The organism is Catellatospora sp. IY07-71 (assembly GCF_018326265.1).
Classification (GTDB): Bacteria; Actinomycetota; Actinomycetes; order Mycobacteriales; family Micromonosporaceae; genus Catellatospora.
In genome coordinates this window covers 918,502-941,554 of the sequence record NZ_AP023360.1, presented here as the reverse complement: position 1 = coordinate 941,554, position 23,053 = coordinate 918,502, and the positions used below count along the sequence as shown (strand labels likewise).

Sequence of the window (23,053 nt, the reverse complement as noted above, 5' to 3'; positions counted from 1 at the left end):
GAGGCCCGGCACAGGCGCGTTACGCTGCCCTCATGCTTCGCTCCGTGATCCTCGCCGCCGCCCGGTCCCAGAAGGTGGAACACCTCGTCGAGACCGCACCGATCAGCCGAGACGTCGTCAAGCGCTTCGTCGCGGGCACCGGCACCGCGGACGCGCTCACCGCGACCCGGCAGCTCGCGGACGCCGGACTCACCATCACGCTGGACAACCTGGGCGAGGACACGCTCACCGCGGACCAGGCCAACGCCACCAAGGAGGCGTACCTGGAGCTGCTGGCCGAGCTGGGCCGGGCCGGGCTGACCGGCCGTGCCGTCCCCGGCGAGCAGACCGGGACGGTGACGGTCGCCACCGCCGAGGTGAGCCTGAAGCTTTCCGCGCTCGGCCAGGCCTTCGACGAGCAGCTCGCGGAGAAGAACGCCCGCGAGATCTGCGAGGCCGCCGCGGCGATCGGCACCACGGTCACCCTCGACATGGAGGACCACACCACCACCGACTCGACGCTGGACATCCTGGCCCGGCTGCGCCGCGACCACCCCGGCACCGGCGCGGTGCTGCAGGCGTACCTGCGCCGCACCGAGAGCGACTGCCGGGAGCTGGCCACCGCCGGTTCGCGGGTGCGGCTGTGCAAGGGCGCGTACAAGGAGCCCGAGCACGTCGCCTATCAGGCTCCGCTCGAGGTCGACAAGTCCTACGTGCGCTGCATGAACATCCTCATGGCGGGCGAGGGCTACCCGATGCTGGCCACCCACGACCCCCGCCTGATCGCGATCGCGCAGGACCGGGCCAAGTGGTTCGACCGCTCCCCGGCCGAGTTCGAGTTCCAGATGCTGTACGGCATCCGCCCCGACGAGCAGGCCCGCCTCGCCCGCGCCGGGCACACCGTGCGCGTCTACGTGCCCTACGGCACCGAGTGGTACGGCTACCTGATGCGTCGGCTCGCCGAGCGCCCGGCCAACCTGACCTTCTTCGCCCGCGCCCTGGTCTCGAAGAAGTAGCCCGGAAGCAGGTCCAGCGGGGTGCGGCTCGCGGGGCTGTCGCGCGGTGCCGCGCGTTGGTAGCGTCCTCGTCCGTGCACCCCGAGGACGCGAACGACGCCGCCGGCCCGGCCCTGCCCGCAGGCTGGCAGCCGTTCGAGGACACGGGGACCGGCCCGGTCGATCCGTGGGCCGAGGGCGGCGCGGAGCTGCCCGACCGGCATCTGCCGCTGGACCACGAGGATCCGACCCCGTCCGCGGTGATCATGGCGGCCCAGTCGGCCCCGCCCCCGCCCGACGAGCCGCCGACCGCACCGATCACCGTCGCACCGCTGCCCGACCGGACCGCATCGGACGCCACGACCGTGCTGCCCCCGGCATCCCCGCCCGCCGCCGCGCCGCCGCCGGGCACGGGTACCTGGCCGGCTGCCCAGCCGCCGCACGGCAGCGGCGCGTGGCCGGTGGTCCATCCGCAGCACGGCAGCGGCGCGTGGCCGGTGGTCCATCCGCAGCACGGCAGCGGCGCGTGGCCGGTGGTCCATCCGCAGCACGGCAGCGGGGCGTGGCCTGTCGTGCAGCCGCAGCGCGGCAGCGGGGCGTGGCCCGTCGTGCAGCCGCACGGGACGGGTGCGCAGCCGGTCGTGTCCGGGGTGCCCGGCTACCCGCAGCAGGTCCCGTCCTGGCCGGTCGCGCCGCCGCCGCGGCGGCGCTGGGGGCGGCTCATCGTGCTGCTCGCGGTGCTGCTGGTGGTGGCCTGCCTGGTCGCGGGCGGCACGGCGGTGCTGGTCTTCCCCTGGTTGCGGGACCGGGTCACCGGCGGTGGGACCGCCCCGGACGGCTCCGCGCCGAGCCCCGGGTTCGGCGCGTCGCTGCCGGACCGGCAGGCGTGGATCAAGGACCGGATCGGCGCGGCGCTGGGTGCGCAGCAGAAGGCGCTGCTGTCGGGGGACGAGCAGGGTTACCTCGCCGTGGTGGATCCGGCGGCGGAGGTGAAGGTGCGCGACGGGCTGCGGCGGCAGTTCCGGTCGCTGCGGGCGATGCAGGTCGCGGCGTGGACCGAGCAGCCGACCCACCCGCTGCCGGCGCCCGACGGCCAGGTCTGGATCACCGAGCTGCGCAGCACCCCGTGCTTCGTCACCCCGATCTGCTCGTCGGCACCGGCGCGGGCGGCCACCCGGTGGCGGATCGCGGACGGCCGCGCGCTGCTGCGCGAGTGGGCGCCGGTGCAGGTGCAGCCGTCGCCGCATCCGTGGCAGGTTGCCGAACTGGTCGCGGTGGCAGGCCCGCGGACCGTCGTCGCGACCACGCCGGAGCACGAGGACCGGCTCGCCCGGCTGCTGACCGAGGCGGAGAAGGCGGCCAAGGTCGCCGACCGGTTCGCCCGCCCCGGAAAGCTGCCGCCGCGTTACGTCGTCTACCACGCCGGGGACGGGGCCTGGGGCACCTGGTTCTCCTGGAAGCCGGGCCAGCACGTCAGCGGCGGAGCGGTACGGGTGGGCCCTGAGCGCTGGGAGATCGTGCTCAACGAGCGCGACAGCGGACCGGCCATGGCCGGCGGGGTGCTGCGCCACGAGCTCGCCCACGCCGCGTCGCTGGCCGGGCTGAGCGACGACGACGACAAGCTGTGGTGGCTGCAGGAGGGCCTGGCCGAGTACGCGGGCCTGAACGGCCGTCGGGTCCGGGACTATCTCCGGCTGACCGAGATCCGGCGGCTGATGAAGCAGTGGGACGGCGACGTGGAGAGCGCGCTGCCCCCGAGGGACGCCCCCGCGTGGCAGGTGGTCGCGCGCTACGGCGTCAGCGGCCTCACCGTGCGCTACCTGGCGGACCGGTTCGGCGAGGCGAAGTTCGTCGACTTCTTCCACCGCGTCGTCCACGACGGCAAGTCCGTGACCGAGGTCTCGCCGCAGGTCTTCGGGGTGGCGTGGGGGGCGCTGGAGCGCGACTGCGCCGCGTACATCAGGCGTACCGCGGCCTGATCTTGGCGAAAGCCTCGCATCGGTCACAACCGTCCCGGTAACGTACTCAATACACAGGAACCCGCCCGTCACATAGGGAGGTGGGGCTGCTCATGATCGGATCAGCACGGCCGGACGCCCGGCTGGCGGAGGTCAGGTTTCTCACCGTCGCCGAGGTGGCGACGCTCATGCGGGTCTCGAAGATGACCGTCTACCGTCTCGTGCACTCCGGGGAGCTCTCGGCGGTGCGGGTCGGGCGGTCGTTCCGGGTCCCTGAGCAGGCCGTTCAGGAGTACCTGCGCGGGGCCTTCTCCGAGCAGTGAGGCGGTCCGCCTCACTCGGACGGTGACCCCTGGCAGTGCGCCCACGGCTGCTCGGCTACCCTGAACGGGTTCCACCACCGTCAACTTCGAGGGGATGCCGTATGGGCTCCGTGGTCAAGAAGCGCCGCAAGCGCATGGCGAAGAAGAAGCACCGCAAGCTGCTGCGCAAGACCCGCGTCCAGCGTCGCCGTCTCGGCAAGTGAGGCACGCGCCCGGGTGCCGTGAGCTGTCCGGCCACCTGGGCGTGGAACTGCGGGACCCTACGGCGGGTGTGACGCCCGCCGGGTCCGCGGTGCCTCTCGACCATTCTTCGCCGCCCCGGGGAGGCGCGTCATGACCGCGGCAGCCGCCGGCTCTGCCGGTGACCGCGCACGCGCACCCCGGGTCGTCATCGTCACCGGCGTCAGCCGGTTCCTCGGCGCGACCGTCGCCGCCCGCATCGCCGCCGACCCCCGGGTCCAGCGGGTGATCGGGGTGGACCGCACGGACCCGCCCGCCGAGCTCGCGCCGCTGCTCAGCGGCATCACCCTGCGCAAGGTCGATCTGACCGAGGGCGCCGCCGCGCTGATCGGCACCGGTGCCGAGGCGCTGGTGCACCTGGCCATCATGTCCTCGCCCGACCCCGCCGCGGGCGGGCGCGCGGCGATGAAGGACCAGAACGTCATCGGCACGCTCCAGCTGCTGGCCGCCTGCCAGCAGATGCCGTCGCTGCGCCGGCTGGTGGTGCGCTCGTCCACCGCGGCGTACGGGGTGTCGTTCCGCGACCCGGCGGTCTTCACCGAGGAAACCGAGCCCCGGGACGTGCCGCGCGGCGGCTACGGCCGGGACATCCTGGACATCGAGTCGTACGTGCGCGGCTTCCGCCGGCGCCGTCCCGGCGTGGTCACCACGGTGCTGCGCTTCGCCCCGTTCATCGGGCCGCAGCCCGACACCGCGCTGCTCAAGTTCCTGGCCCGGCCCATGGTGCCGACCGTGCTGGGGCGCGATCCCCGGCTGCAGTTCATCCACGTCGACGACGCGCTGGAGATCCTGCGCCGCTCGGTGCTGGAGGACCACCAGGGCACGTTCAACGTGGCCGGGCGGGGCACGCTGACGCTCTCGCAGGCGGTCCGCCGGTCGGGCCGGCTGGAGCTGCCGGTGCCCGAGCCGGCCATGCACGCCGCCGCCTCGTTCCGCCGCGGCGTCGCCGGGTTGAGCCTGGACCAGGTGGACCTGTTCGTGCACGGACGGGTGGTCGACACCGCCCGGCTGGTCCGGCAGTATGGCTTCACGCCCCGCTCGACCGCCGCCGCCTTCGACGACTTCGTCCGGGCCCAGGAACCCGGCGCGGTCATCACCCCGGCCCGGGTGGCCGCCGCCGAGCAGCGGCTGCTCGACATGATCCGGTCGGTACGCGAACAGCGAGGTGTGACCAGGTGACCAGGCCCGAGATCGCGCCCGAGATCGACGACGAGTTCGACGAGCGGGTCGCCGCCGGGCTGGCCTTCCTGCGCCGCCGCCTGTCCGGGCAGTACGAGATCGACGAGTTCGGCTTCGATGCGGAGCTGACCGACCAGGTGTTCCAGCCGCTGCTGCGCCAGCTCTACCACCGCTGGTTCCGCACCGAGGTGATCGACGTCAAGAACCTGCCCGCCGAGGGCGGCGCGCTGGTCGTCGGCAACCACTCGGGCACCATCGCGCTGGACGCGCTGATGCTCTCGGTCGCCTGCCACGACGAGCACCCGGCGCACCGGCACCTGCGGCTGCTCGGCGCGGACTTCGTGTTCCGCATGCCGTTCGTGTCGGAGCTGGCCCGCAAGTCGGGCGCGACGCTGGCCTGCAACCCGGACGTGGAGCGCCTGCTGCTGCAGGAGGAGCTGGTCGGCGTCTTCCCGGAGGGGTTCAAGGGCGTCGGCAAGCGCTTCGCCGACCGTTACCGGCTGCAGCGCTTCGGCCGGGGCGGGTTCGTCTCGGCGGCGCTGCGCACCCGCCGGCCCATCGTGCCGGTGGCCATCGTCGGGGCGGAGGAGATCTACCCGCTGCTCGGCAACATCAAGCCGCTGGCCAGGCTGATCGGTGCGCCGTACTTCCCGGTGACCCCGACGTTCCCGTGGCTCGGGCCGCTCGGCCTGATCCCGCTGCCGAGCAAGTGGCTGATCCGCTTCGGCGAGCCCATCGACACGGAGCCGTACGCCGACGGGGCCGACGATCCCGCGGTGGTCTTCAACCTCGCGGACCAGGTCCGCGAGACCATCCAGACCATGCTCCACGAGACCCTGGAGCTGCGCCCCGACCCCTTCGGCGAGTGAGGCCGAGGTTTGTGGGAGTACAGTTACCATAACTGTGGTCCCACAAATCTAGGAGCGCGCCGATGCTGTCCAGGCCGACGGCGATGTTCGATCGGGCGCACGAATGGGCCGCGCTGAGCCGCTTCGTCCTCGATGAGCAGGCTGGAGCGACCCTCGGCGTGGTGTCCGGCCGGCGCCGCCAGGGCAAGACCTTTCTGCTGGACGCCGCCTGCCGGGCCGCCGGGGGCTTCTTCTTCGGGGCGACCGAGGCGACCGACGCCGACTCGCTGCACCGGCTGGGCGAGGCGCTTACCGAACACACCCGTCCGGCCACGCCGATTCGGCTGACCTCATGGTACGAAGCGGTGGACGCGCTGCTGGCCCTCGGGCGGGAGCGGCCGGTGCCGGTGGTGCTGGACGAATTCCCTTACCTGGCCAAGGCGAATCCCTCCCTGCCGTCGATCATCCAGGCGGCGTACGGGCCGCTGCGCACGGAACGGGTCGAATCCCGCACCCGGCTGCTGCTCTGCGGCTCGGCGATGTCGTTCATGGGCGGCCTGCTCGCCGGCAACGCGCCGCTGCGCGGCCGGGCGGGGCTGGAGATGGTGGTGCGTACGCTCGACCACCGGCTCGCCGCCGAGTTCTGGGGATTGAGCGACCCCCGGCTTGCCCTCATGGTCAACGCGGTCGTCGGCGGCACCCCCGCCTACCGGCGCGAACTGGCCCGCAACGACTCGCCCGCCGACGCCGCCGACTTCGACGCCTGGGTGACCCGCACCGTGCTGAACCCGGAGAGCCCGCTGTTCCGCGAGGCGCGCTACCTGCTGGCCGAGGAGCCCGACCTGCGGGACACCGCCCTCTACCACTCCGTGCTCGCCGCGGTCGCCGAAGGCAACGCCACCCGCGGCGGCATCGCGAGCTACCTGGGCCGCAAGGCGGCGGACGTGGCCCACCCGCTGGACGTGCTGGAGGACGCCGGCTTGATGGCCCGCGACGCCGACGCCTTCCGGGACAACCGCAGCAGCTACCGCATCGCCGAACCACTGATCAGCTTCTACGGCGCGGTGATGCGCCCGGTCTGGAGCCAGCTGGAACGGCCGGGCAGCGCGACCCGCGTCTGGCAGCAGGCGAAGCGGCGCTTCGAGAGCAACGTGATCGGCCCCCGATTCGAGCAGGTCTGCCGCGAGTGGGCGCTCTACCACGACGATGCCGAGCTGCTCGGCGGCCTGCCCGCCCGGGTCGGCACGGGAGTGGTCAACGACGCCGCCGCGAAGGCGGCGCACGAGGTGGACGTGGCGGTCGTCGGGGTGTCCGACGGTGCGCAGAAGCCGCCGCTGCTGTCGGTCGGCGAGGCGAAGTGGAACGAGGTGATGGGCGTGCCGCACCTGACCCGGCTGCGGCGCATCCGCGATCTGATCACGGCGGGCGGGCGGTACGAGACCTCAGGCACCAGACTGGCCTGCTACAGCGGCGCGGGCTTCACCTCGGAGCTGCGCTCCGCCGCGGACCGCGGCGAGGTCGTGCTCATCGACCTGGCCACGCTCTACGGCCTGCGGTAGCGATCAGAGTTCGCGCAGGTCGAGGGTGTGCCAGACGAGGGTCTCGTTGTCGCCGGTGGACCACCACAGCACGCCGCCGCGGGCGACCACCCGGCCCGCGTTGTCGCTGACCTGGACCAGTTCGCGGGTGCTCAGGTCGTAGAGCAGCAGGCGGCTGCCGGTCACCACCGGGCTGGAGCGGGTGTAGATCTCGAAACGGTCCAGCAGCGCGACGTCGGCGACGGCCGAGGCGACCGCGCCGCTGACGGTGCGCACCCGTTCCGCCCCCTCCGGGCGGGTCAGCTCGATGACCGTGGACGCCTCGGTGCTGCCGATCACGATGGACCGGCACCAGGACGGGGAGCAGGTCAGCAGCTCGTTGGGGCGTACGCCGACGGTGAAGCGGCGGCCGGAGTCGACGTTGGTCGCGGTCACCTCGCCCGCGTCGGCGGCGGATTCGCTGACCAGCCACGGCCAGGCGCTGATGGCGTACCCGCCGGCCAGTTCCCGGACCTCGGGGGTGCCCCCGGCCAGCGGCACGGTGCGCAGCGTGGAGTAACCCTCGCGGCCGCTGTCGGCCATCCAGCTCACCCGGCCGTCGTGCAGAGCCAGATCGCCCTGCTTGTCGAACAGCATCACGGCACCGGTGTCCTCGGTGACCACCCGCGCGGGGCCGCCGTCCAGCCGGGCCGCCCAGATGCGGCTGCGGCCTGCCCCGTCGGCATCGCTGGTCAGCTCGACCCAGACCAGCTCGGCTCCGTCGCTCGCGAACCCGGCGAACTCGCCCGCCTGGTCCTGCGGCAGCCGGCGCAGCTCGCGCAGGACGTCGCCGGAGCGCAGCAGCAGCCGCACGTCGGCGCCGCCGGGGCTGACCGCCGTGCCGACCGAGCGCCCGGCGTCGAGGAAGAACAGCGGGGTGTACGCGGCACCGTCCGGCAGCGTCCCCGGGGTGTCGAGCACGCGCGCCCCGGCGTACGCGACCGACAGCGGCACCTCGCCGGTGCGGGGCGGGGGCGGTGGCTGCCGGGGGTCGAGGGCGAGCATCGCCGCGCTCGCGCCGAGCGCCGCGACCAGCGAGACGATGCGGGTCAGCGGCGGCCGGTCCGCGGTGGCGGTCACAGCTTCTTACGGCGGCGGCTGAGCGCCATGCCGCCGGCGACCGCGCCCGCCAGCACGCCCGCGCCGAGCGCGACCGGCACGGCGACTTTGGCGGCCTTGCGGCCGTGCCGGAAGTCGCGGATGTCCCAGCCCTGGGTGCGGGCCATGCGGCGCAGCGCGCCGTCCGGGTTGACGGCGACCGCCGTGCCGACCGTGGTCAGCATGGGCACGTCGTTGATCGAGTCGCTGTACGCGGTGCAGCGGGTCAGGTCCAGCCCTTCGGCGGCGGCCAGCGCCTCGATCGCGTGCGCCTTCGCCGGGCCGTGCATCATCTCGCCGACCAGGCGCCCGGTGTACGCCCCGTCGCGGATCTCGGCGACGGTGCCCAGCGCCCCGGTCAGGCCCAGCCGGGACGCGATGACCCGGCCCAGCTCGACGGGCGCCGCGGTGACCAGCCACACCCGCTGCCCGGCGGCGAGGTGCTGGTCGGCCAGGGCGCGGGTGCCGGACCAGATGCGGTCGGCCATCAGCTCGTCGAAGATCTCCTCGCTGAGCCGCTGCACGTCGTCGACCAGCCAGCCCGCGATGAAGGCGAGCGCGGCCTCGCGGGCCTGGGCGATGTCGCCGGAGTGCTCGGCGGCCAGCAGCCGGAAGCGGGCCTGGCTGATGGCGAACCGGGCCAGGTCGATGGTGGTGAAGTAGCGGCGGGAGGCCAGGCCGCGAGCGAAGTAGTACAGCGAGGCGCCCTGCATCATCGTGTTGTCCACGTCGAAGAAGGCGGCCGCGGTGCGGTCGAGCGCGGTGACCGGCGTGGTGCCGGGCACGGGCACGGGCGCGGAGATGGGCGCGGGCACCGCGGGACCCGCCTCGCTCGCGATCGCGGCGGTCGGCGCGGGACTGCTACGGCGTGCCATGGCCCCTCCTTCTGCGGACAACGTCCTTCGTGCCACGTGACGGCTAGAGCGTATGCGCCCAAGGCCGCTACACGCAGTAGGGGCGCGGCACCATACCGGTGCCGCGCCCCTGATCCGACCGTGCGTGACCGCTAGCCGAGCAGGCCGCCGAGGATCCGGCCCAGCTCGTCGAGCAGGCCCTCGTCCTGCGTCTGCTCGGTCTGGCCGTCGGGCGCCGGAGCCGGCGAGGCGGACGCGCTGGGCGCCGCGGAGGCGGCCGGCGCGCTCGGGCCGCCGCCGGCCTCGGGCTTGCCGCTCTCCTTGCTCGGCTGGGGCTCGCGCTGCTGCTCGGGCCGGTTCGGCTGGGACACCGCGTTGGCGCAGGATCCGGGTACGGCGCCGAGCTTGTCGCTGCCGTTGGTCCCGGCGCCGCAGGCAAGCGCGGTGCGGGCGGCGGCGGACCGCTTCTCGATCCGGTCCAGCAGCGCCAGCGAGCCGGTGACCTTGTCCCGGTCCGTGGCGGCCCCGTCCAGCAGCTGCCCGACGAGCATGCGCTGGTCGGCGACGAACCGGTCGACGGCGTCCAGGGCGGAGGTGTCCCGCCGCGCCATGGCGGAGGTGACGAGCATCCGTACGCCCTGGGTGGTGTCGCTGTCCATGTCCGTCAGCGCCGCGGAGAACCCGTCGGCGTCGCTGCGCACGGCGTGCGCCTCGTTGAGCCGGGTGCGGGCGAACTCCAGGTAGAGCCGGCCCCGGGACAGGTCCGAGCCGGCCAGCGCCAGCTGCGCCTTCTCGGTCTGCCGCTTGACGCCGTAGAGGGCGTCGCCGGGGATCGCCTCACCGCTCGCCACCGACACGCCGGACAGCGCCAGCGTGCCGGCGGCGATGCCGACCACGATCGCACCCCGGGCGCGGGCCCGCCCTGGCGTGCGGGCCGACCACGCCGCGTTGCCGCGGGAGTCGGCCTCCGGTCGGGCGGTGACGCCGATGCCGTCGCGTTCCGCGGTGGCCATCAGCTGTGCACGCAGGTCCCGTTTGAAGGCGGCCTCGGGCACGCCGGGCAGCGTCACGGTGCGCAACTGCTGCCCGACCACGACCAGCTCGGTGAGCTGGTCGTCGACCCGGGACCGGGTGTGGTGACGGCGGCCACCGTTGGCCTCGTCGAGTAGCTGGGCGAAGCGCTCGGCGCGCCGGCGATCGAACAGGGACGTGTTCACCGCGGGCACCCCCCTTCGCTGATCGCGGTGTTTGCTGAGGCGAGCGTCGAGATTGCCGCTCGCACCCGGTCAAACGGGACCAGGGCACGATCAGTTACGGCTGCTCGAAGGCGGTGACCGCCCCGAGTGACATGAATCACGTTCACGGCTGGAACCCCTCGGGGAGCAGGCGGGCGAGCGCGCGCACGGCGCGGTACTGCAGCGCCTTGATGGCGCCTTCGTTCTTGCCCATCGCCTGGGCCGTCTCCGCGACGGAGAAGCCCTGCAGGAAGCGCAGCACGATGCACTCCTGCTGCTCGGGGTTGAGCTGCTTTACCGCGGTCAGCAGGGCGACGTTGGTGATGTGGTCGACGACGGCGGTCTCCGGGCTGCCCTCGGGGCCCCGGTCCTCGCGGTCGGCGTCGAGCACGTCGCCGGTGGTGACCTCCAGCCGGTAGCGGCCGGACTTGAAGTGGTCGGCGACCAGGTTGCGGGCGATGGTGACCAGCCACGCGCCGAGGTCGCGGCCCTGCCAGGTGAAACTGCTGATGCGCTTGAGCGCGCGCAGGAAGGTGTCCGAGGTCAGGTCCTCGGCCAGCGGCCGGTTGCCGACCCGGAAGTAGATGAACCGGAACACCGTGTCGACGTACCGGTCGTAGATCAGGCCGAACGCCTCGGCGTCGCCCTGCTGGGCCCGCTCGACCAGCGTCCACACCTCGTGGGCGGCGTCGCTGGGATCGGGCCGGTCGGGGTAGCCGGTGCCGCCGGTGCCGGTGCCGCCCTCCTCGACCGCGGGCAGCACCTGGGTGTCCCCGTCGGCCGCGGTGGCCCCGCTGACCTGGGTGGGCATGCCGCTGCGGGTGCCGGTGACCCGGCCGCCGATGGGCTTGGTGCCGGGGGGCTGGTGCCGGACCGCGGCGTCGTTGCCCTGCCGGGTGCGAATCCGCTGGGTGCCGCCGTCGCCACGTACCGCCGTGGCCAGCATCTCGTTGAGCGAAGTGCGGAGCAGGCTCAGGCCGTCGACCAGGGCCCGGCGGGCCGCCGCCACTTCGCTGGTGACCAGCTCATCGCCGAACAACAGAGAACTCATCCCGCCACCTCCGCATGCCCCCAGACCGATCCGCTCCGGCTGTGCGGCGGACGCGTGCGACCACCGTCATACCGGGCAGTCTCCACCATAAGCCGCACAACACCCGTTACGTACTCGTTCGGTGCGATAAACGGCACAAAGGCCTCCTCTGACTGAGGGGTGTCGACTCATGGCGAAAGGGGTGAACCGACCCTGAGGATGATAGGGCCCAGCTCACCCAGCGGTGTGGAGTCCGTTACACGCCGGACCGAAATGTTGTCCGCTCACCCCCAGGTGTCGTCGCACAACGTGTGCGCCGTACCCCGGTGCGTGCGTGAGGCTGTGCCAACGACCGGGGCGGCGCTCACCCGGCCGGGTGAACCCGCTGTCACGGCCGGGTGTCACGGATGTGAAACCGTGGGGATAGGCGGGGGCCGTCCGCTGTGGAAAACTCAGCCCCCGTGAACCTCGCCACACTGCTGCGAAACCATGCCGCCGCACGGCCGGACCGCATCGCGCTGCGCGCGGGCGAGGAGACGCTGACCTGGGCGCAGTGGGACGCCCGAGTCGACGCCGCCGCCCGCGGCCTCCGGGCGCTCGCCCTGCCCGCCTCGGCCGGGCATCCCGCGCGTGTCGCGATCGCGCTGCGCAACGACCTCGACTTCGCGGTCACCCTGCTGGCGGTGCTGCGCGCCGGGCACGTCGCGGTGCCGTGCAACCCCGGCCTCACCGCCCGGGAGCTGCGCCACGTGCTCGCCGACAGCGGCGCCGAGCTGCTGGTGGCGCCGGCGGCGCTGCGCGCGGGCCTGGCCGGGGCGGTGCCCCAAGGGCTGGACCGGCTGCCGTCGGCCGAGGGCGCGCCGCCCGCCGAGACGGCGCCGGCCGAGGATCGGGGCGACGGGCTCGCCCTGCTGCTCTACACCTCCGGCACCGAGGGCGCGCCCAAGGGCGCGATGCTGCCGCACGGGGCGCTGCTGGCCAACCACCGCCAGCTGGCCGCCGTCGAGCCGCCGCCGCTCGGCCCCGACGACGTGGTGCTGCTGGCCATCCCGCTGTTCCACGCGTACGGCCTCAACACGGGTCTCGGCGAGGTGCTCTTCCACGGCGCGTGCGGCGTGCTGGTGGCCGACTTCGACGCGGCCGGGACCGCCGCGCTGATCGCCGAGCACCGGATCACCGTGCTGGTCGGCGTGCCGCCCATGTTCCTGGCCTGGAGCGCGCTGCCGGAGGTGGGCGAGCGGCTGGGGTCGGTGCGGCTCGCGGTGTGCGGCGCCGCCGCGCTGGAGCCGGCGGCCGCCGCGCGCTTCACCGAGCTGACCGGGCACACCGTGCAGATCGGGTACGGCCTGACCGAGACCGCCCCGGTGCTCACCTCGACCATCGCTGCGCCCGCGGTCAAGCCCGGCTCGATCGGCCGCGCGCTGCCGGGCGTCGAGCTGCGCCTGGTGAACCGGGCGGGTGAGGACGTGTGGCGCGCGGGCGAGGCGCTCGCCGCCGACGACGAGGACGAGCTGGACCTCGACGTGCCGGACTCGCCGGGCACCGACCCGGGCGAGATCGTGGTGCGCGGCGAGAACGTGTTCGCCGGGTACTGGCCCGACGGCCGGGACGGCCCGGACGCGGCGGGCTGGTGGCCCACCCGCGACGTGGCGTACGCCGACGGCGACGGCGACCTGTTCCTGGTGGACCGCCTCGGCGAGCTGATCCTGGTCAGCGGGTTCAACGTGTACCCGGCCGAGGTGGAGCAGGTGCTGCTGGCCCATCCGGCGGTGGCCCAGGCCGCGGTGCTCGGCGCGCCGCACCCGATGACCGGCCAGCAGGTGCGCGCCGTGGTGGTGCCCGCCCCGCGCAGCGAGGTGACGGCGGCCGAGCTGGCCGCGCACTGCGCCCGCAACCTGGCCCGGTTCAAGTGCCCGAGCGAGATCGAGTTCGCCGACGCCCTGCCCCACTCGGTGATAGGCAAGGTCCGCAAGGGCATGCTGCGAGAATGAACGCCGTGACGACCAGGATTGCCCTCTACACCCGGCCCGGCTGCCACCTGTGCGAGGTGGCGGTGGAGGCGCTCGAGCGCATCGGCGAGCCGTACCAGGAGATCGACATCACCGGCGACCGGGAGCTGGAGGCCGAGTACGGCGACCGCATCCCGGTGATCATGCTCGATGGCAGGGAACACGGCTACTGGCGCGTGGAGGAGGAGCGGCTGCGCCGTGATCTCGCACGGTAAATTGGCCCGATGAAGCGCGGCGCGAAGCACCTGGTGTGGGACTGGAACGGCACCCTGATCGACGACCTGCACCTGGTCGTGTCGTCCACCAACGCGGCGTTCGCCGCGGCCGCGCCGGGCCGGTCCATCGCGGTGACCGCCGACGAGCACCGCCGCGACTTCCGCCGCCCCATCAGCGAGTACTACGGCTCGGTGCTGGGCCGGACGGTGGACGAGATGGAGTTCGCCGCCCTGGACCGGGTGTTCCACGACAACTACCGGACGGGCCTGGAGTCCCTGCTGCTCGCGGCCGACGCGCTCGACGCCCTGCGCGGCTGGACCGGGACCCAGTCGCTGCTGTCCATGTGGTTCCACCGTGAGCTGGTCCCGACCGTGCACCGCTACCAGCTGACCTCGCACTTCATCCGGGTCGACGGGCTGCCCGAGCGGCTGGGCGGCGAGCAGGCGCACAAGGCCGGCCACCTGCGGCGGCACCTGGCCGAGATGCGCCTGGACGGCACGGACGTGGTGCTGATCGGCGACTCGATCGACGACGCCGACGCCGCGAAGTCGGTCGGCGCCCGGTGTGTGCTCTACACCGGCGGCTTCACCGACCCCGACCGGCTGCGCGCGTACGGCGTCCCGGTGGCGGACACGCTGCTGGAGGCGGTCGCCCTGGCGGCGTGACGTTCATCTCGCCGCCCCACCTGGTGATCGATGCCTGCGGGCGCTTGGTGGCTAATTGCCTCGTTTACCCATATATGCAGTGATTCGGGTGGGCGTGTTTTGTGGGTCGATGTCATGGTTGCGACATAATCGCGGAGCAGCGCCCATCCGGATACCCGTGGTGAACCGCCGTTTCGGCGACTCTCCGTGACGGGTGGAGAGCGTTTCGGCCAGAGTGGGGGCACACATGCCGCGGGGGCATTCTGGCCGATTCGTGATCCCGGATGGGCGCGCTTTCAAGATCGCGATTTGTGCACCCCTTCACAAGCGCCTACTCTGTTACCTCGACGTTCCCCGCTAGCACAGAGCCGTTCGGCCATGTGATCGGGGGTCTAAGCCTTGTTCGGCACGGAGTCTCATGAGTCAGCAGCGCACCGGTCACGAAGCCGGTATCACCGGCCGTGTCGGCGCGGTCACACCCTCGGCGGTCCCCGATTTCCCGGACCTCCCCGAGGCCACGGTGGCCCGCCTGCCCGAGTATCTGCGTGCCCTGCACCACCTCGCCGAGACCGGGCACGACACGGTGTCCAGCGAGGGGCTCGCCAGCGCCGCCGGGGTCAACTCGGCCAAGCTGCGCAAGGACCTCTCCCACCTGGGGTCCTACGGCACCCGCGGGGTCGGCTACGACATCGAGCCCCTGGTCGGCCAGATCGAGTACATCCTCGGCCTGAACATGCGCCGCGCCGTCGCCCTGGTCGGCGTCGGTAACCTCGGCCACGCGCTGGCCGGGTACGCCGGCTTCGCCAGCCGCGGCTTCCGCATCGCCGCGCTGTTCGACGCGGACCTCAGCCGGGTCGGCGAGCTGATCAACGGCCTCGCGGTCCGGCACGTCGCCGACATCCCCGAGGTCGTGCAGACCGAGGGCATCTCCATCGCGGTGCTCGCCACGCCCGCCGGGGCCGCCCAGGCGGTCGCCGACCAGCTCGTCGCGGCCGGTGTCACCAGCATCCTGAACTTCGCCCCGGTCGTGCTGAACGTGCCGGAGCAGGTGGACGTCCGCAAGGTCGACCTGGCGGTCGAGCTGCAGATCCTTTCGTTCCACGAGCACCGCAAGTCGGCCCGCAACGTGGCCGACCAGAACGGCTCAGGGGCCCGCAACGTGGCCGACCAGAACGGCTCCGAGGCGCGCAACGGCGCCAAGGGCACGACGTCGCGGGGCCGGGTGGCCCGCGTGATCGCGGAGAGCGCCGTGAACGGCACGGCGGTGGCCGCGCGGGGAGAGGTGGCCGCGTGAACCTGATCGTGGTCGGCGCGTCGTACCGGACCGCGCCCGTGGAGCTGCTGGAGCAGCTGTCCCGGGTCGACGGGCCGCAGGCGCTGCCGAAGCTGCTGTCCGGCGGCGAGCTGGCCGAGGCCGTCGTGGTCTCCACCTGCAACCGGGTCGAGGTCTACGCCGCGGTCCCCGCGTTCCACGTCGGTCTCAGCCGCCTCGGCGAGGTGCTGTCCGAGCTGTCCGGCGTGCCCGCCGAGCAGCTCGCGAACACTCTCTACGTGCACCACGGCCAGGACGCCGTGCGCCACGTGTTCCGCGTCGCGGCCGGGCTCGACTCGATGGTGGCCGGCGAGGCGCAGATCCTCGGCCAGCTGCGCGAGGCGTATCAGCACGCCACCGAGGCCGACGCGGCCGGGCGGGTGCTGCACGAGCTGCTGCAGCAGGCGCTGCGGGTGGGCAAGCGGGCGCACGCCGAGACCGGCATCGACCACGCTCCGCGCAGCATGGTCAGCGCCGCCCTGGACCACGCCGTCACCGGTGCCGACGCCCGCAACTGGCTGGTGGTGGGCGCGGGCGCGATGGGCGCGCTGAGCGTCGCCGAGCTGACCCGCCGCGGCGCGGGCACGGTCACCGTGCTCAACCGCGGCCTGGACCGGGCGCAGCGGCTGGCCGACGCGTACGGCTGCGCCGCCGCCCCGATGGACCGGCTGCCCGAGCTGCTCGCCGAGGCCGACGTGGTGATCACCGCGACGGCCTCCACCGAGCACGTGCTGACCGTGCGCAACGTCGGAGCGGCGCGCGCCGGGTCCCCCAAGATCCTGACTATCATCGATCTGGCGTTGCCGCGTGACGTCGAGCCGGCCGTCGCCGACCTCGACGGGGTGCGGCTCGTCGACGTCGCGCGCCTGGGCACCGTGCTCGATCCCGGCTCGGCCGAAACCCCGGTCTGCCGCCGCTCGTCCGCCGACCGCGAGGTCGCGGCGGTGGAGGAGATCGTCGCGGGCGAGGTCGAGACGTATGCGAGCTGGCTGCGCGGCGCCGAGGTGGCGCCGACCGTCGCCGCGCTGCGCGCGCGGGCCGAGGACGTGGTCAGCGCGGAACTGCGCCGGCTCGCCCAGCGCCGCGGCGACCTCACCGACGAGCAGCGTGCCGACGTGGCGCACACCGTGCACCGGATCGTGCAGCGGCTGCTGCACCAGCCGACGGTGCGGGTGCGCCAGCTCGCCGCCGAGCCCGGTGGTGAGGCGTACGCGAGCCTGCTCCGAGACCTGTTCGACCTTTCGGTGATCCCCGGATCGCCGGACCACACGACCGTCGCCGACGTGCCGGATCTGAAGGGGGGTGCCTGATGGGTACGAAGCTCCGCCTCGGCACCAGGGGCAGCGCCCTCGCCATGGCGCAGTCCCAGACCGTGGCCGACCTGGTCACCGAGGTGACCGGGCAGCCGGTCGAGCTGGTGGAGATCACCACCGCGGGGGACCGTTCCACCGCGCCGGTGCAGCAGCTCGGCGTGGGCGTGTTCGTCTCCGCGCTGCGGGACGCGCTGCTCGCGAAGGAGATCGACTTCGCGGTGCACTCGTACAAGGACCTGCCCACCGCGCCCGCCGACGGCCTGGCCATCGCGGCCGTGCCGGAGCGGGCCGACCCGCGCGACGCGCTCGTCGCCCGGGACGGGCTGACCCTGGCCGAGCTGCCCGCCGGCGCCGTCATCGGCACCGGGGCGCTGCGCCGCATCGCGCAGATCGCGGCGCTCGGCATGCCGGTGACCACCGTGCCGATCCGCGGCAACGTGGACACCCGCCTGCGCAAGGTCGCCGACGGCGAGCTGGACGCGGTCGTGCTGGCCCGCGCCGGGCTGGCCCGGCTGGGCCGCGCGGGCGAGGTCACCGAGATCCTGGACCCGATGCTGATGCTGCCGGCGCCCGCCCAGGGCGCGCTGGCCGTCGAGTGCCGGTCCGCAGATACCGACCTGGTCGAGGCCCTGGCGGCGCTCGACCACCGGGCCACCCGGGCGGCGGTCACCGCCGAGCGGGCTTTCCTGGCCACGCTGGAGGCAGGGTGCAGCGCACCCGTCGCCGCGCTGGCCGAAGTGACCGAAGACGACGAGATCTACCTGCGCGGTGCGGTGATCAGCGTGGACGGGCGGTTCGCCCTCCGGCTGTCGCGCACCGGAACGCTCGCCGACGCCGAGGAGATCGGTCGCGCGCTCGCCGCCGACCTGCTCGAAGACGGTGCCGAGAATGTACTTGGGAGTGCAGAATGACCCGCACCCGTAAGCCCGCCGGGCACGTCGCGTTCGTCGGGGCCGGACCCGGCGACCCCGGACTGCTCACCCGCCGTGCGTACGACACGCTGCTCGAGGCCGACCACATCGTGTACGACCGCAGCGTGCCCGACGCGCTGCTGGACACGCTGAAGGCCGAGACCGGCGAGCAGACCGAATACAGCCCCGCCGAGGGCGTCCCCGGCGACGTGGCGAAGGTGCTGCTGTCGGAGGCGCGTTCGGGCCGCAACGCGGTGCACCTGGTGACCGGTGACCCGTTCGGCCACGACGCCGTGGTCAAGGAGGTCCAGGCGGTCGCCCGGACCAACGTGCGCTTCGCCGTGGTGCCCGGCGTGCCGCAGTCGGCCGGTGTCGCGACCTACGCGGGCGTGCCGCTGTCCGGCGTACGCACCGCCGCCGACGTCGACGACGTGGCCACGCTCGACTTCGACGGGCTGGCCGCCGCGGTGCGGCACGGCTCGGTCGCGCTGGCCGTGGACGCGGGCGACCTCGCCTCGGTGCGCGACGGCCTGCTGGCCGCGGGCGTCGACGGCACCGCCCAGGTGGCCATCACCGGCGACGGCACCGGCGACACGCAGTACACGACGACCTCGTCGGTGGACAGCTTCGTCGCCGCGGCGCTCGGCTTCAGCGGCCGGGTCGTGGTCACCGTCGGCTCCGGCGTGGCCCACCTCGACAAGCTCGGCTGGTGGGAGCGGCGGCCGCTGTACGGCTGGCGCGTGCTGGTGCCGCGCACCAAGGAGCAGGCGGGCGTGATGAGCGCGCGGCTGCGGGCGTACGGCGCCATCCCGTGCGAGGTGCCGACGATCGCGGTCGAGCCGCCCCGGACCCCGGCCCAGATGGAGCGGGCGATCAAGGGCCTGGTCGACGGTCGCTACGCGTGGGTCATCTTCACCAGCGCCAACGCGGTGCGCGCGGTGTGGGAGAAGTTCGGCGAGCACGGCCTCGACGCGCGCCACTTCGGCGGCGTGAAGATCGCCTGCATCGGCGAGGCGACGGCCGAGGCGGTCCGCTCCTTCGGCATCCAGCCCGAGCTGATCCCGGCGGGCGACCAGACCAGCGAGGGCCTGCTGGCCGAGTTCGCGCCGTACGACGAGATCTTCGACCCGGTGGGCCGGGTGCTGCTGCCGCGCGCCGACATCGCGACCGAGACGCTGGCCGCCGGGCTGACCGAGCGCGGCTGGGAGGTCGACGACGTCACGGCGTACCGGACGGTCCGCGCGGCGCCGCCGCCGGAGGAGATCCGCAACGCCATCAAGTCGGGTGGTTTCGACGCGGTCCTGTTCACGTCCAGCTCCACCGTGCGTAACCTCGTCGGCATCGCCGGCAAGCCGCACCAGCGCACGGTCGTGTCGGTGATCGGCCCGAAGACGGCGGAGACGGCGGTCGAGTTCGGCCTGCGCGTCGACGTGCAGCCGGAGCACGCCTCCGTGCCCGACCTGGTCGAGGCGCTGGCCATGTACGCCGTCGAGCTGCGCGAGCGACTGGCCGCGATGCCTGCCAAGCAGCGCCGCGGCTCCAAGGTGCAGGGCCCGACCGCCCTGCGGTTCCGCTAGGTCACGAGATCGGCGCGTCCTCGTTCACTCAGTGGGGACGCGCCGATACCGACAGCCAGGGAGTGCCCGATGTCCTTCCCGAACGTGCGGCCGCGCCGGCTGCGCACCACCGCGGCGATGCGGCGCATGGTCAGCGAGACCAGGCTGCACCCGGCAGAGCTGATCCTGCCGCTGTTCGTGAAGGAGGGCCTCACCGAGCCGCGCGCGGTGAAGTCCATGCCGGGCGTCGTGCAGCACTCCCGCGAGTCGCTGCGCAAGGCCGTTGCCGAGGCGGCCCAGGCGGGCGTCGGCGGCGTGATGCTGTTCGGCATCCCGACGGAGAAGGACGCGGTCGGCTCCGGCGGCATCGACCCGTCCGGCATCCTCAACGTCGCGATCCGGGACGTGGTGAGCGAGGTCGGCGACAGCGTCGTGGTGATGAGCGACCTGTGCCTGGACGAGTTCACCTCGCACGGGCACTGCGGGCTGGTGCGCCCCGACGGCTCGGTGGACAACGACGCGACGCTCGCGGCGTACGCCCGCATGGCCGTGGCCCAGGCCGCGGCCGGGGTCCACGTGGTCGGCCCGTCCGGGATGATGGACGGCCAGGTCGCCGTGGTCCGCCGCGCTCTCGACGAGGCCGGGTTCCGCGACACGAGCATCCTGGCGTACGCGGTGAAGTACGCCTCCGCCTTCTTCGGCCCGTTCCGCGACGCGGTCGAGTCGTCGCTGGAGGGCGACCGGCGCACCTACCAGCAGGACCCGGCGAACCTGCGCGAGTCGCTGCGCGAGGTCGAGCTGGACGTCGCCGAGGGCGCCGACATGGTCATGGTGAAGCCGGGCCTGCCGTACCTCGACGTGATCTCCGCGGTGCGCGACCGGGTCGACGTGCCCGTCGCGGCGTACCAGGTCAGCGGCGAGTACGCGATGGTCGAGGCGGCGGCCGCCAACGGCTGGCTCGACCGCGACCGGGTGATGATGGAGACGCTGTACTCCATCCGCCGCGCGGGCGCGCAGCTGATCCTCACCTACTGGGCCGTCGACGCCGCCCGCCGCCTGCGCGCCGAGTTCTAGCCGCCCCCGGGTTTCCGGGTGGCGGGACATGATCACTGTCTCGTGTCAGGAAGTGCGGTCTCGCCCCAGGTTCCGACACGAGATACTGATCTTCGTAGCCTCCTGCCGCCAGGTGGGGTGGGCGTCCTTGCCCAAGATCGCTAGTTCGTGTCAGGAAGTGCGGTCAGACCACACTTCCTGACACGAAAGCGCGATCTTGCCGCTGGCCGCTGACCCTTCGTGCGTGTCAGCTGCAGCAGCCGCCGCCGCAGCAGCCGCCACCGCCGGACGGGGCGGGTGCGGGGGAGCCGCCGCCGCCCGCGCGGCCGGCCAGGCCGACGGTGGTCAGCAGCTTCACGGTGTCGTCGTGACCGGCCGGGCAGGGCGCGGGATCGCCCGCGGCCACCATCGGCCGGTTCACCTCGAACGTGTCGCCGCAGGCGCGGCAGCGGAAGTCGTAGCGTGGCATCGGATCAGCTTATGCCGAGCCGGTGGGCCAGTTCCAGGACGTCGCCCTCGTACTCCAGCCACTGCCGGTCGGCCACGAAGCCCAGCTCCTGGTTGACCTTGATGAGCGGCTCGTTGATGGCGGCGTTCCAGGTCTGCACCTCGGTCAGCTTCGGCTCGGCCGAGCGCAGCTCGAACAGCATGCGCGCCTTGATGGCGCGGCCCACGCCGTAGCCGCGGTGCCGGGGCACGACGACGGTGTCGTACTGGTCGGCGCGGCCGGGGCGCTGGGCGGGCACGACGACCTCGGTCAGCCCGGCCACCTCGCCGGTCTTCTCCTGGACCGCGACGACCACGTAGAGCTTGAGCCCGCGGGCGGCCAGCGTGCGCAGGCTGGCCTGCAGCCGCTCCGGCTCGTAGGAGCTGGGCCGCAGCTCCAGGTCGCCGAGGTCGTAGTTCTCGCGCACCTCGGCCTTGGCCGCCGCGTACGGCGCGATCAGGTGCTCGGGCGGGCCGTCGGCGTAGAACTCGATCTGATACCCGGCGCCCACGCCGCCGGCGAGGTCGCCGAGGGTGAACCAGTCGACCGTGTCGAGCCGCAGCACGCTGCGGATCTCGGTGAAGGCGAGCATGAAGCCGAACGACGTGTAGAAGTCGACCGCGACGGTGCCGCCGGCCACCTCCACGCCCAGGGTGGTGAAGTTGTGCCGCAGGGCCGTGCGGACCTGCTCGACGAGCAGGGCGCGGCCGATGTTCTGGCGGCGCGCCTTGGGGTGGACCAGAATCTCGACGACGCCGATGTCTCCCAGCAGGAGGATGCTGCCCGCGCCCAACGGCGGCACGCCCCGCGCGGCGTCTCCCTCATGCTCCTCGACCAGCCACATCAGCTTGCGTTCACCGGGCATGGTGACCGCCAGATAGTCGCGCATTCTGCCGTCTTGCCACAGCGGATCATCAGGTAGGTCGACCGCCGACACCTCATTGAGGAGGGCGACCAGAGAGGTGATCTCAGTGGCGGCGGCGGTACGGGGATCCCATTCGCGCACCTTCACCTGTCCAGCTTGCACATTGGGAACGCGAAACGGAAGGGTCCCACCTGTCATCGTATGCAAACCATTACTCTGAGTGTCGGTTGATGGCAGCTGCGGTGGCACACGGTAGTGTTATGGGCCGTTTCGCTGATCTGTGCCCGGACGTCCGGATGCTTACGCCTGGCTGCTCCGGCCGTACGCCTGTGCCGTGTCGTACACCTTCTGCAGGTATACCCCGACGTTGTTGTACGACAGCACCACGGACTTCCAGTTCGCCACGACCGACAGGTCCTTGCCCGAGGCGCAGAGGTAGTACGCCGCGGCCAGTGACGAGTCGTCGAGGTCGTGCGGATCGGCGAGCTGGTCGTTGTCCGCGTCGACCGCGTACGCCACCCAGGTCGCCGGGATGAACTGCATCGGCCCGACGGCGTGGTCCCACTTCTTGTCGAAGTCGAGGGTGCCCGCGTCGGTGTCCGGGATGCGCTTGGTGTTCTTGGTGCCGTCCAGGGCCGGCCCGACGATCGGCGGCAGCGCCTTGGCGTCCTCGCCGAGCTTCGCGCCCTTGGTGCGGCCGTGGTCGGACTCGATCTTGCCGATCGCCGCAAGCGTGGTCCAGCGCAGCTTGCAGGTGGGCTTGGTGGAGGTCAGCACCCACTCGGCGTACGCGTACGCCTGCAGCGCGGTCACCGGCACGTTGACCTTCGGCGAGGCGGCCTCCGCCCAGCGGCGGAACGCCTCGGCCGGGCGGGCCGCCGGGCTCGCCGAGGCCGTCGCGGTGGGCATCGGCGAGAAGCTCGGGCTCGGCGTCTCGCTGGGGGGCGCCTCGCTGGACGCCGCGGGCTCGGCGGCGGCCGGTGGCTTCGCCCCGCCGAGCGCCGGGATCAGCAGCGCGCCGGTCACCGTCGCCGCGGTCACCAGCGCGACCAGCGTGCCCGCGATGGTGGTGAGCCGGCCCACCGGCCGGCGCGACTCGCGCACCACGGCCCGCCCGGCGTCCATCGCGGCCGAGCGCAGCCGCACCAGCGCCTGCCCGACACTGACCGTCTCAGCGGACGTGGTGTCCACAGCGGTCGGCGCGGCGGGGGGCTCGTGGCCCGGCGCCGTCGCCTCGTTCTCGTCCTCCCCGTCACGCACGCGTCCGAGTATGCCTTGCCCGCGCCCGGCTCGTCATGCGCACGAGGTGTCCGTCGGGTGATCCGGTTGTGACCTGACGGACCACATCCGCCCCGCGATGTCGTCGTTACG

Annotated in this window: 21 protein-coding genes and 1 pseudogene; 15 read left to right on the top strand and 7 right to left on the bottom strand. The window is 73.0% G+C overall.

Annotation, left to right across the window (positions count from 1 at the left end):
- Positions 1-32: 32 nt before the first annotated feature.
- From CS0771_RS04330 to CS0771_RS04300, 7 genes are all read left to right on the top strand, one after another.
- Positions 33-995, top strand: a complete 963-nt coding sequence (locus CS0771_RS04330) for a proline dehydrogenase family protein (protein ID WP_212839873.1) — start codon at positions 33-35, stop codon at positions 993-995.
- A gap of 74 nt (positions 996-1,069) precedes the next feature.
- Positions 1,070-2,953 (top strand): hypothetical protein, encoded by a 1,884-nt coding sequence (locus CS0771_RS04325; protein ID WP_212839872.1) that lies wholly within the window; start codon positions 1,070-1,072, stop codon positions 2,951-2,953.
- A gap of 92 nt (positions 2,954-3,045) precedes the next feature.
- Positions 3,046-3,255, top strand: a complete 210-nt coding sequence (locus CS0771_RS04320) for a helix-turn-helix domain-containing protein (protein ID WP_203741940.1) — start codon at positions 3,046-3,048, stop codon at positions 3,253-3,255.
- A 101-nt stretch (positions 3,256-3,356) separates the two neighbouring features.
- A complete protein-coding gene (locus tag CS0771_RS04315) occupies positions 3,357-3,458 on the top strand; it encodes a 30S ribosomal protein bS22 (RefSeq protein WP_007465623.1) in 102 nt (33 codons plus the stop codon).
- Positions 3,459-3,588: 130 nt separating this feature from the next.
- Positions 3,589-4,674: an NAD-dependent epimerase/dehydratase family protein gene (locus tag CS0771_RS04310; RefSeq protein ID WP_212839871.1), complete on the top strand. Its 1,086-nt coding sequence runs from the start codon at positions 3,589-3,591 to the stop codon at positions 4,672-4,674.
- Entirely contained in the window at positions 4,671-5,543 is an 873-nt protein-coding gene (locus CS0771_RS04305) for a lysophospholipid acyltransferase family protein (protein WP_212839870.1), read from the top strand. The genes CS0771_RS04310 and CS0771_RS04305 overlap by 4 nt, the downstream gene beginning before the upstream one ends.
- Positions 5,544-5,605: 62 nt before the next feature.
- Positions 5,606-7,081, top strand: coding sequence for an ATP-binding protein (locus CS0771_RS04300; RefSeq protein WP_244870594.1), 1,476 nt, complete (start codon positions 5,606-5,608; stop codon positions 7,079-7,081).
- 3 nt (positions 7,082-7,084) lie between these two features.
- On the opposite strand, the gene CS0771_RS04295 is transcribed toward CS0771_RS04300, so the two are convergent.
- From CS0771_RS04295 to CS0771_RS04280, 4 genes and pseudogenes are all read right to left on the bottom strand, one after another.
- Entirely contained in the window at positions 7,085-8,179 is a 1,095-nt protein-coding gene (locus CS0771_RS04295) for a hypothetical protein (RefSeq protein ID WP_212839869.1), read from the bottom strand.
- The gene (locus tag CS0771_RS04290) at positions 8,176-9,072 is read right to left on the bottom strand and encodes an HAD family phosphatase (protein ID WP_212839868.1); all 897 of its coding nucleotides are present in this window, start codon (positions 9,070-9,072) and stop codon (positions 8,176-8,178) included. Before CS0771_RS04290 ends, CS0771_RS04295 begins: the two co-directional genes overlap by 4 nt.
- Positions 9,073-9,431: 359 nt before the next feature.
- Positions 9,432-10,268, bottom strand: a pseudogene (locus tag CS0771_RS04285) (DUF5667 domain-containing protein); the annotation flags it as partial.
- Positions 10,269-10,410: 142 nt separating this feature from the next.
- Positions 10,411-11,337, bottom strand: coding sequence for an ECF subfamily RNA polymerase sigma factor, BldN family (locus CS0771_RS04280; RefSeq protein ID WP_212839866.1), 927 nt, complete (start codon positions 11,335-11,337; stop codon positions 10,411-10,413).
- Positions 11,338-11,777: 440 nt separating this feature from the next.
- Here CS0771_RS04280 and CS0771_RS04275 point away from each other — a divergent pair, with 440 nt between their 5' ends.
- From CS0771_RS04275 to hemB, 8 genes are all read left to right on the top strand, one after another.
- Entirely contained in the window at positions 11,778-13,307 is a 1,530-nt protein-coding gene (locus CS0771_RS04275) for a class I adenylate-forming enzyme family protein (protein WP_212839865.1), read from the top strand.
- The gene (locus CS0771_RS04270; protein ID WP_212839864.1) at positions 13,304-13,540 is read left to right on the top strand and encodes a glutaredoxin family protein; all 237 of its coding nucleotides are present in this window, start codon (positions 13,304-13,306) and stop codon (positions 13,538-13,540) included. The genes CS0771_RS04275 and CS0771_RS04270 overlap by 4 nt, the downstream gene beginning before the upstream one ends.
- Positions 13,541-13,549: 9 nt before the next feature.
- Positions 13,550-14,206, top strand: coding sequence for an HAD family hydrolase (locus CS0771_RS04265; protein ID WP_212839863.1), 657 nt, complete (start codon positions 13,550-13,552; stop codon positions 14,204-14,206).
- Positions 14,207-14,603: 397 nt separating this feature from the next.
- Complete coding sequence (locus CS0771_RS04260) at positions 14,604-15,479, top strand: redox-sensing transcriptional repressor Rex (RefSeq protein WP_212839862.1); 876 nt, start codon at positions 14,604-14,606, stop codon at positions 15,477-15,479.
- Entirely contained in the window at positions 15,476-16,807 is a 1,332-nt protein-coding gene (locus tag CS0771_RS04255) for a glutamyl-tRNA reductase (RefSeq protein WP_212839861.1), read from the top strand. The genes CS0771_RS04260 and CS0771_RS04255 overlap by 4 nt, the downstream gene beginning before the upstream one ends.
- Entirely contained in the window at positions 16,807-17,721 is a 915-nt protein-coding gene (hemC, locus tag CS0771_RS04250) for a hydroxymethylbilane synthase (RefSeq protein ID WP_203741910.1), read from the top strand. The genes CS0771_RS04255 and hemC overlap by 1 nt, the downstream gene beginning before the upstream one ends.
- Positions 17,718-19,298: a uroporphyrinogen-III synthase gene (locus CS0771_RS04245; RefSeq protein ID WP_212839860.1), complete on the top strand. Its 1,581-nt coding sequence runs from the start codon at positions 17,718-17,720 to the stop codon at positions 19,296-19,298. Before hemC ends, CS0771_RS04245 begins: the two co-directional genes overlap by 4 nt.
- A gap of 69 nt (positions 19,299-19,367) precedes the next feature.
- The gene (gene hemB, locus CS0771_RS04240) at positions 19,368-20,351 is read left to right on the top strand and encodes a porphobilinogen synthase (protein WP_212839859.1); all 984 of its coding nucleotides are present in this window, start codon (positions 19,368-19,370) and stop codon (positions 20,349-20,351) included.
- A 226-nt stretch (positions 20,352-20,577) separates the two neighbouring features.
- Here the strand turns inward: hemB and CS0771_RS04235 are convergent, their stop codons facing one another.
- The 3 genes from CS0771_RS04235 to CS0771_RS04225 form a co-directional block, all read right to left on the bottom strand.
- On the bottom strand, positions 20,578-20,799 hold the full coding sequence (locus CS0771_RS04235; protein ID WP_212839858.1) for a zinc ribbon domain-containing protein: 222 nt from the start codon (positions 20,797-20,799) through the stop codon (positions 20,578-20,580).
- A 4-nt stretch (positions 20,800-20,803) separates the two neighbouring features.
- Entirely contained in the window at positions 20,804-21,880 is a 1,077-nt protein-coding gene (locus CS0771_RS04230) for a GNAT family N-acetyltransferase (RefSeq protein WP_212839857.1), read from the bottom strand.
- A 102-nt stretch (positions 21,881-21,982) separates the two neighbouring features.
- The gene (locus CS0771_RS04225; protein WP_212839856.1) at positions 21,983-22,942 is read right to left on the bottom strand and encodes a lytic transglycosylase domain-containing protein; all 960 of its coding nucleotides are present in this window, start codon (positions 22,940-22,942) and stop codon (positions 21,983-21,985) included.
- Positions 22,943-23,053: the final 111 nt, after the last annotated feature.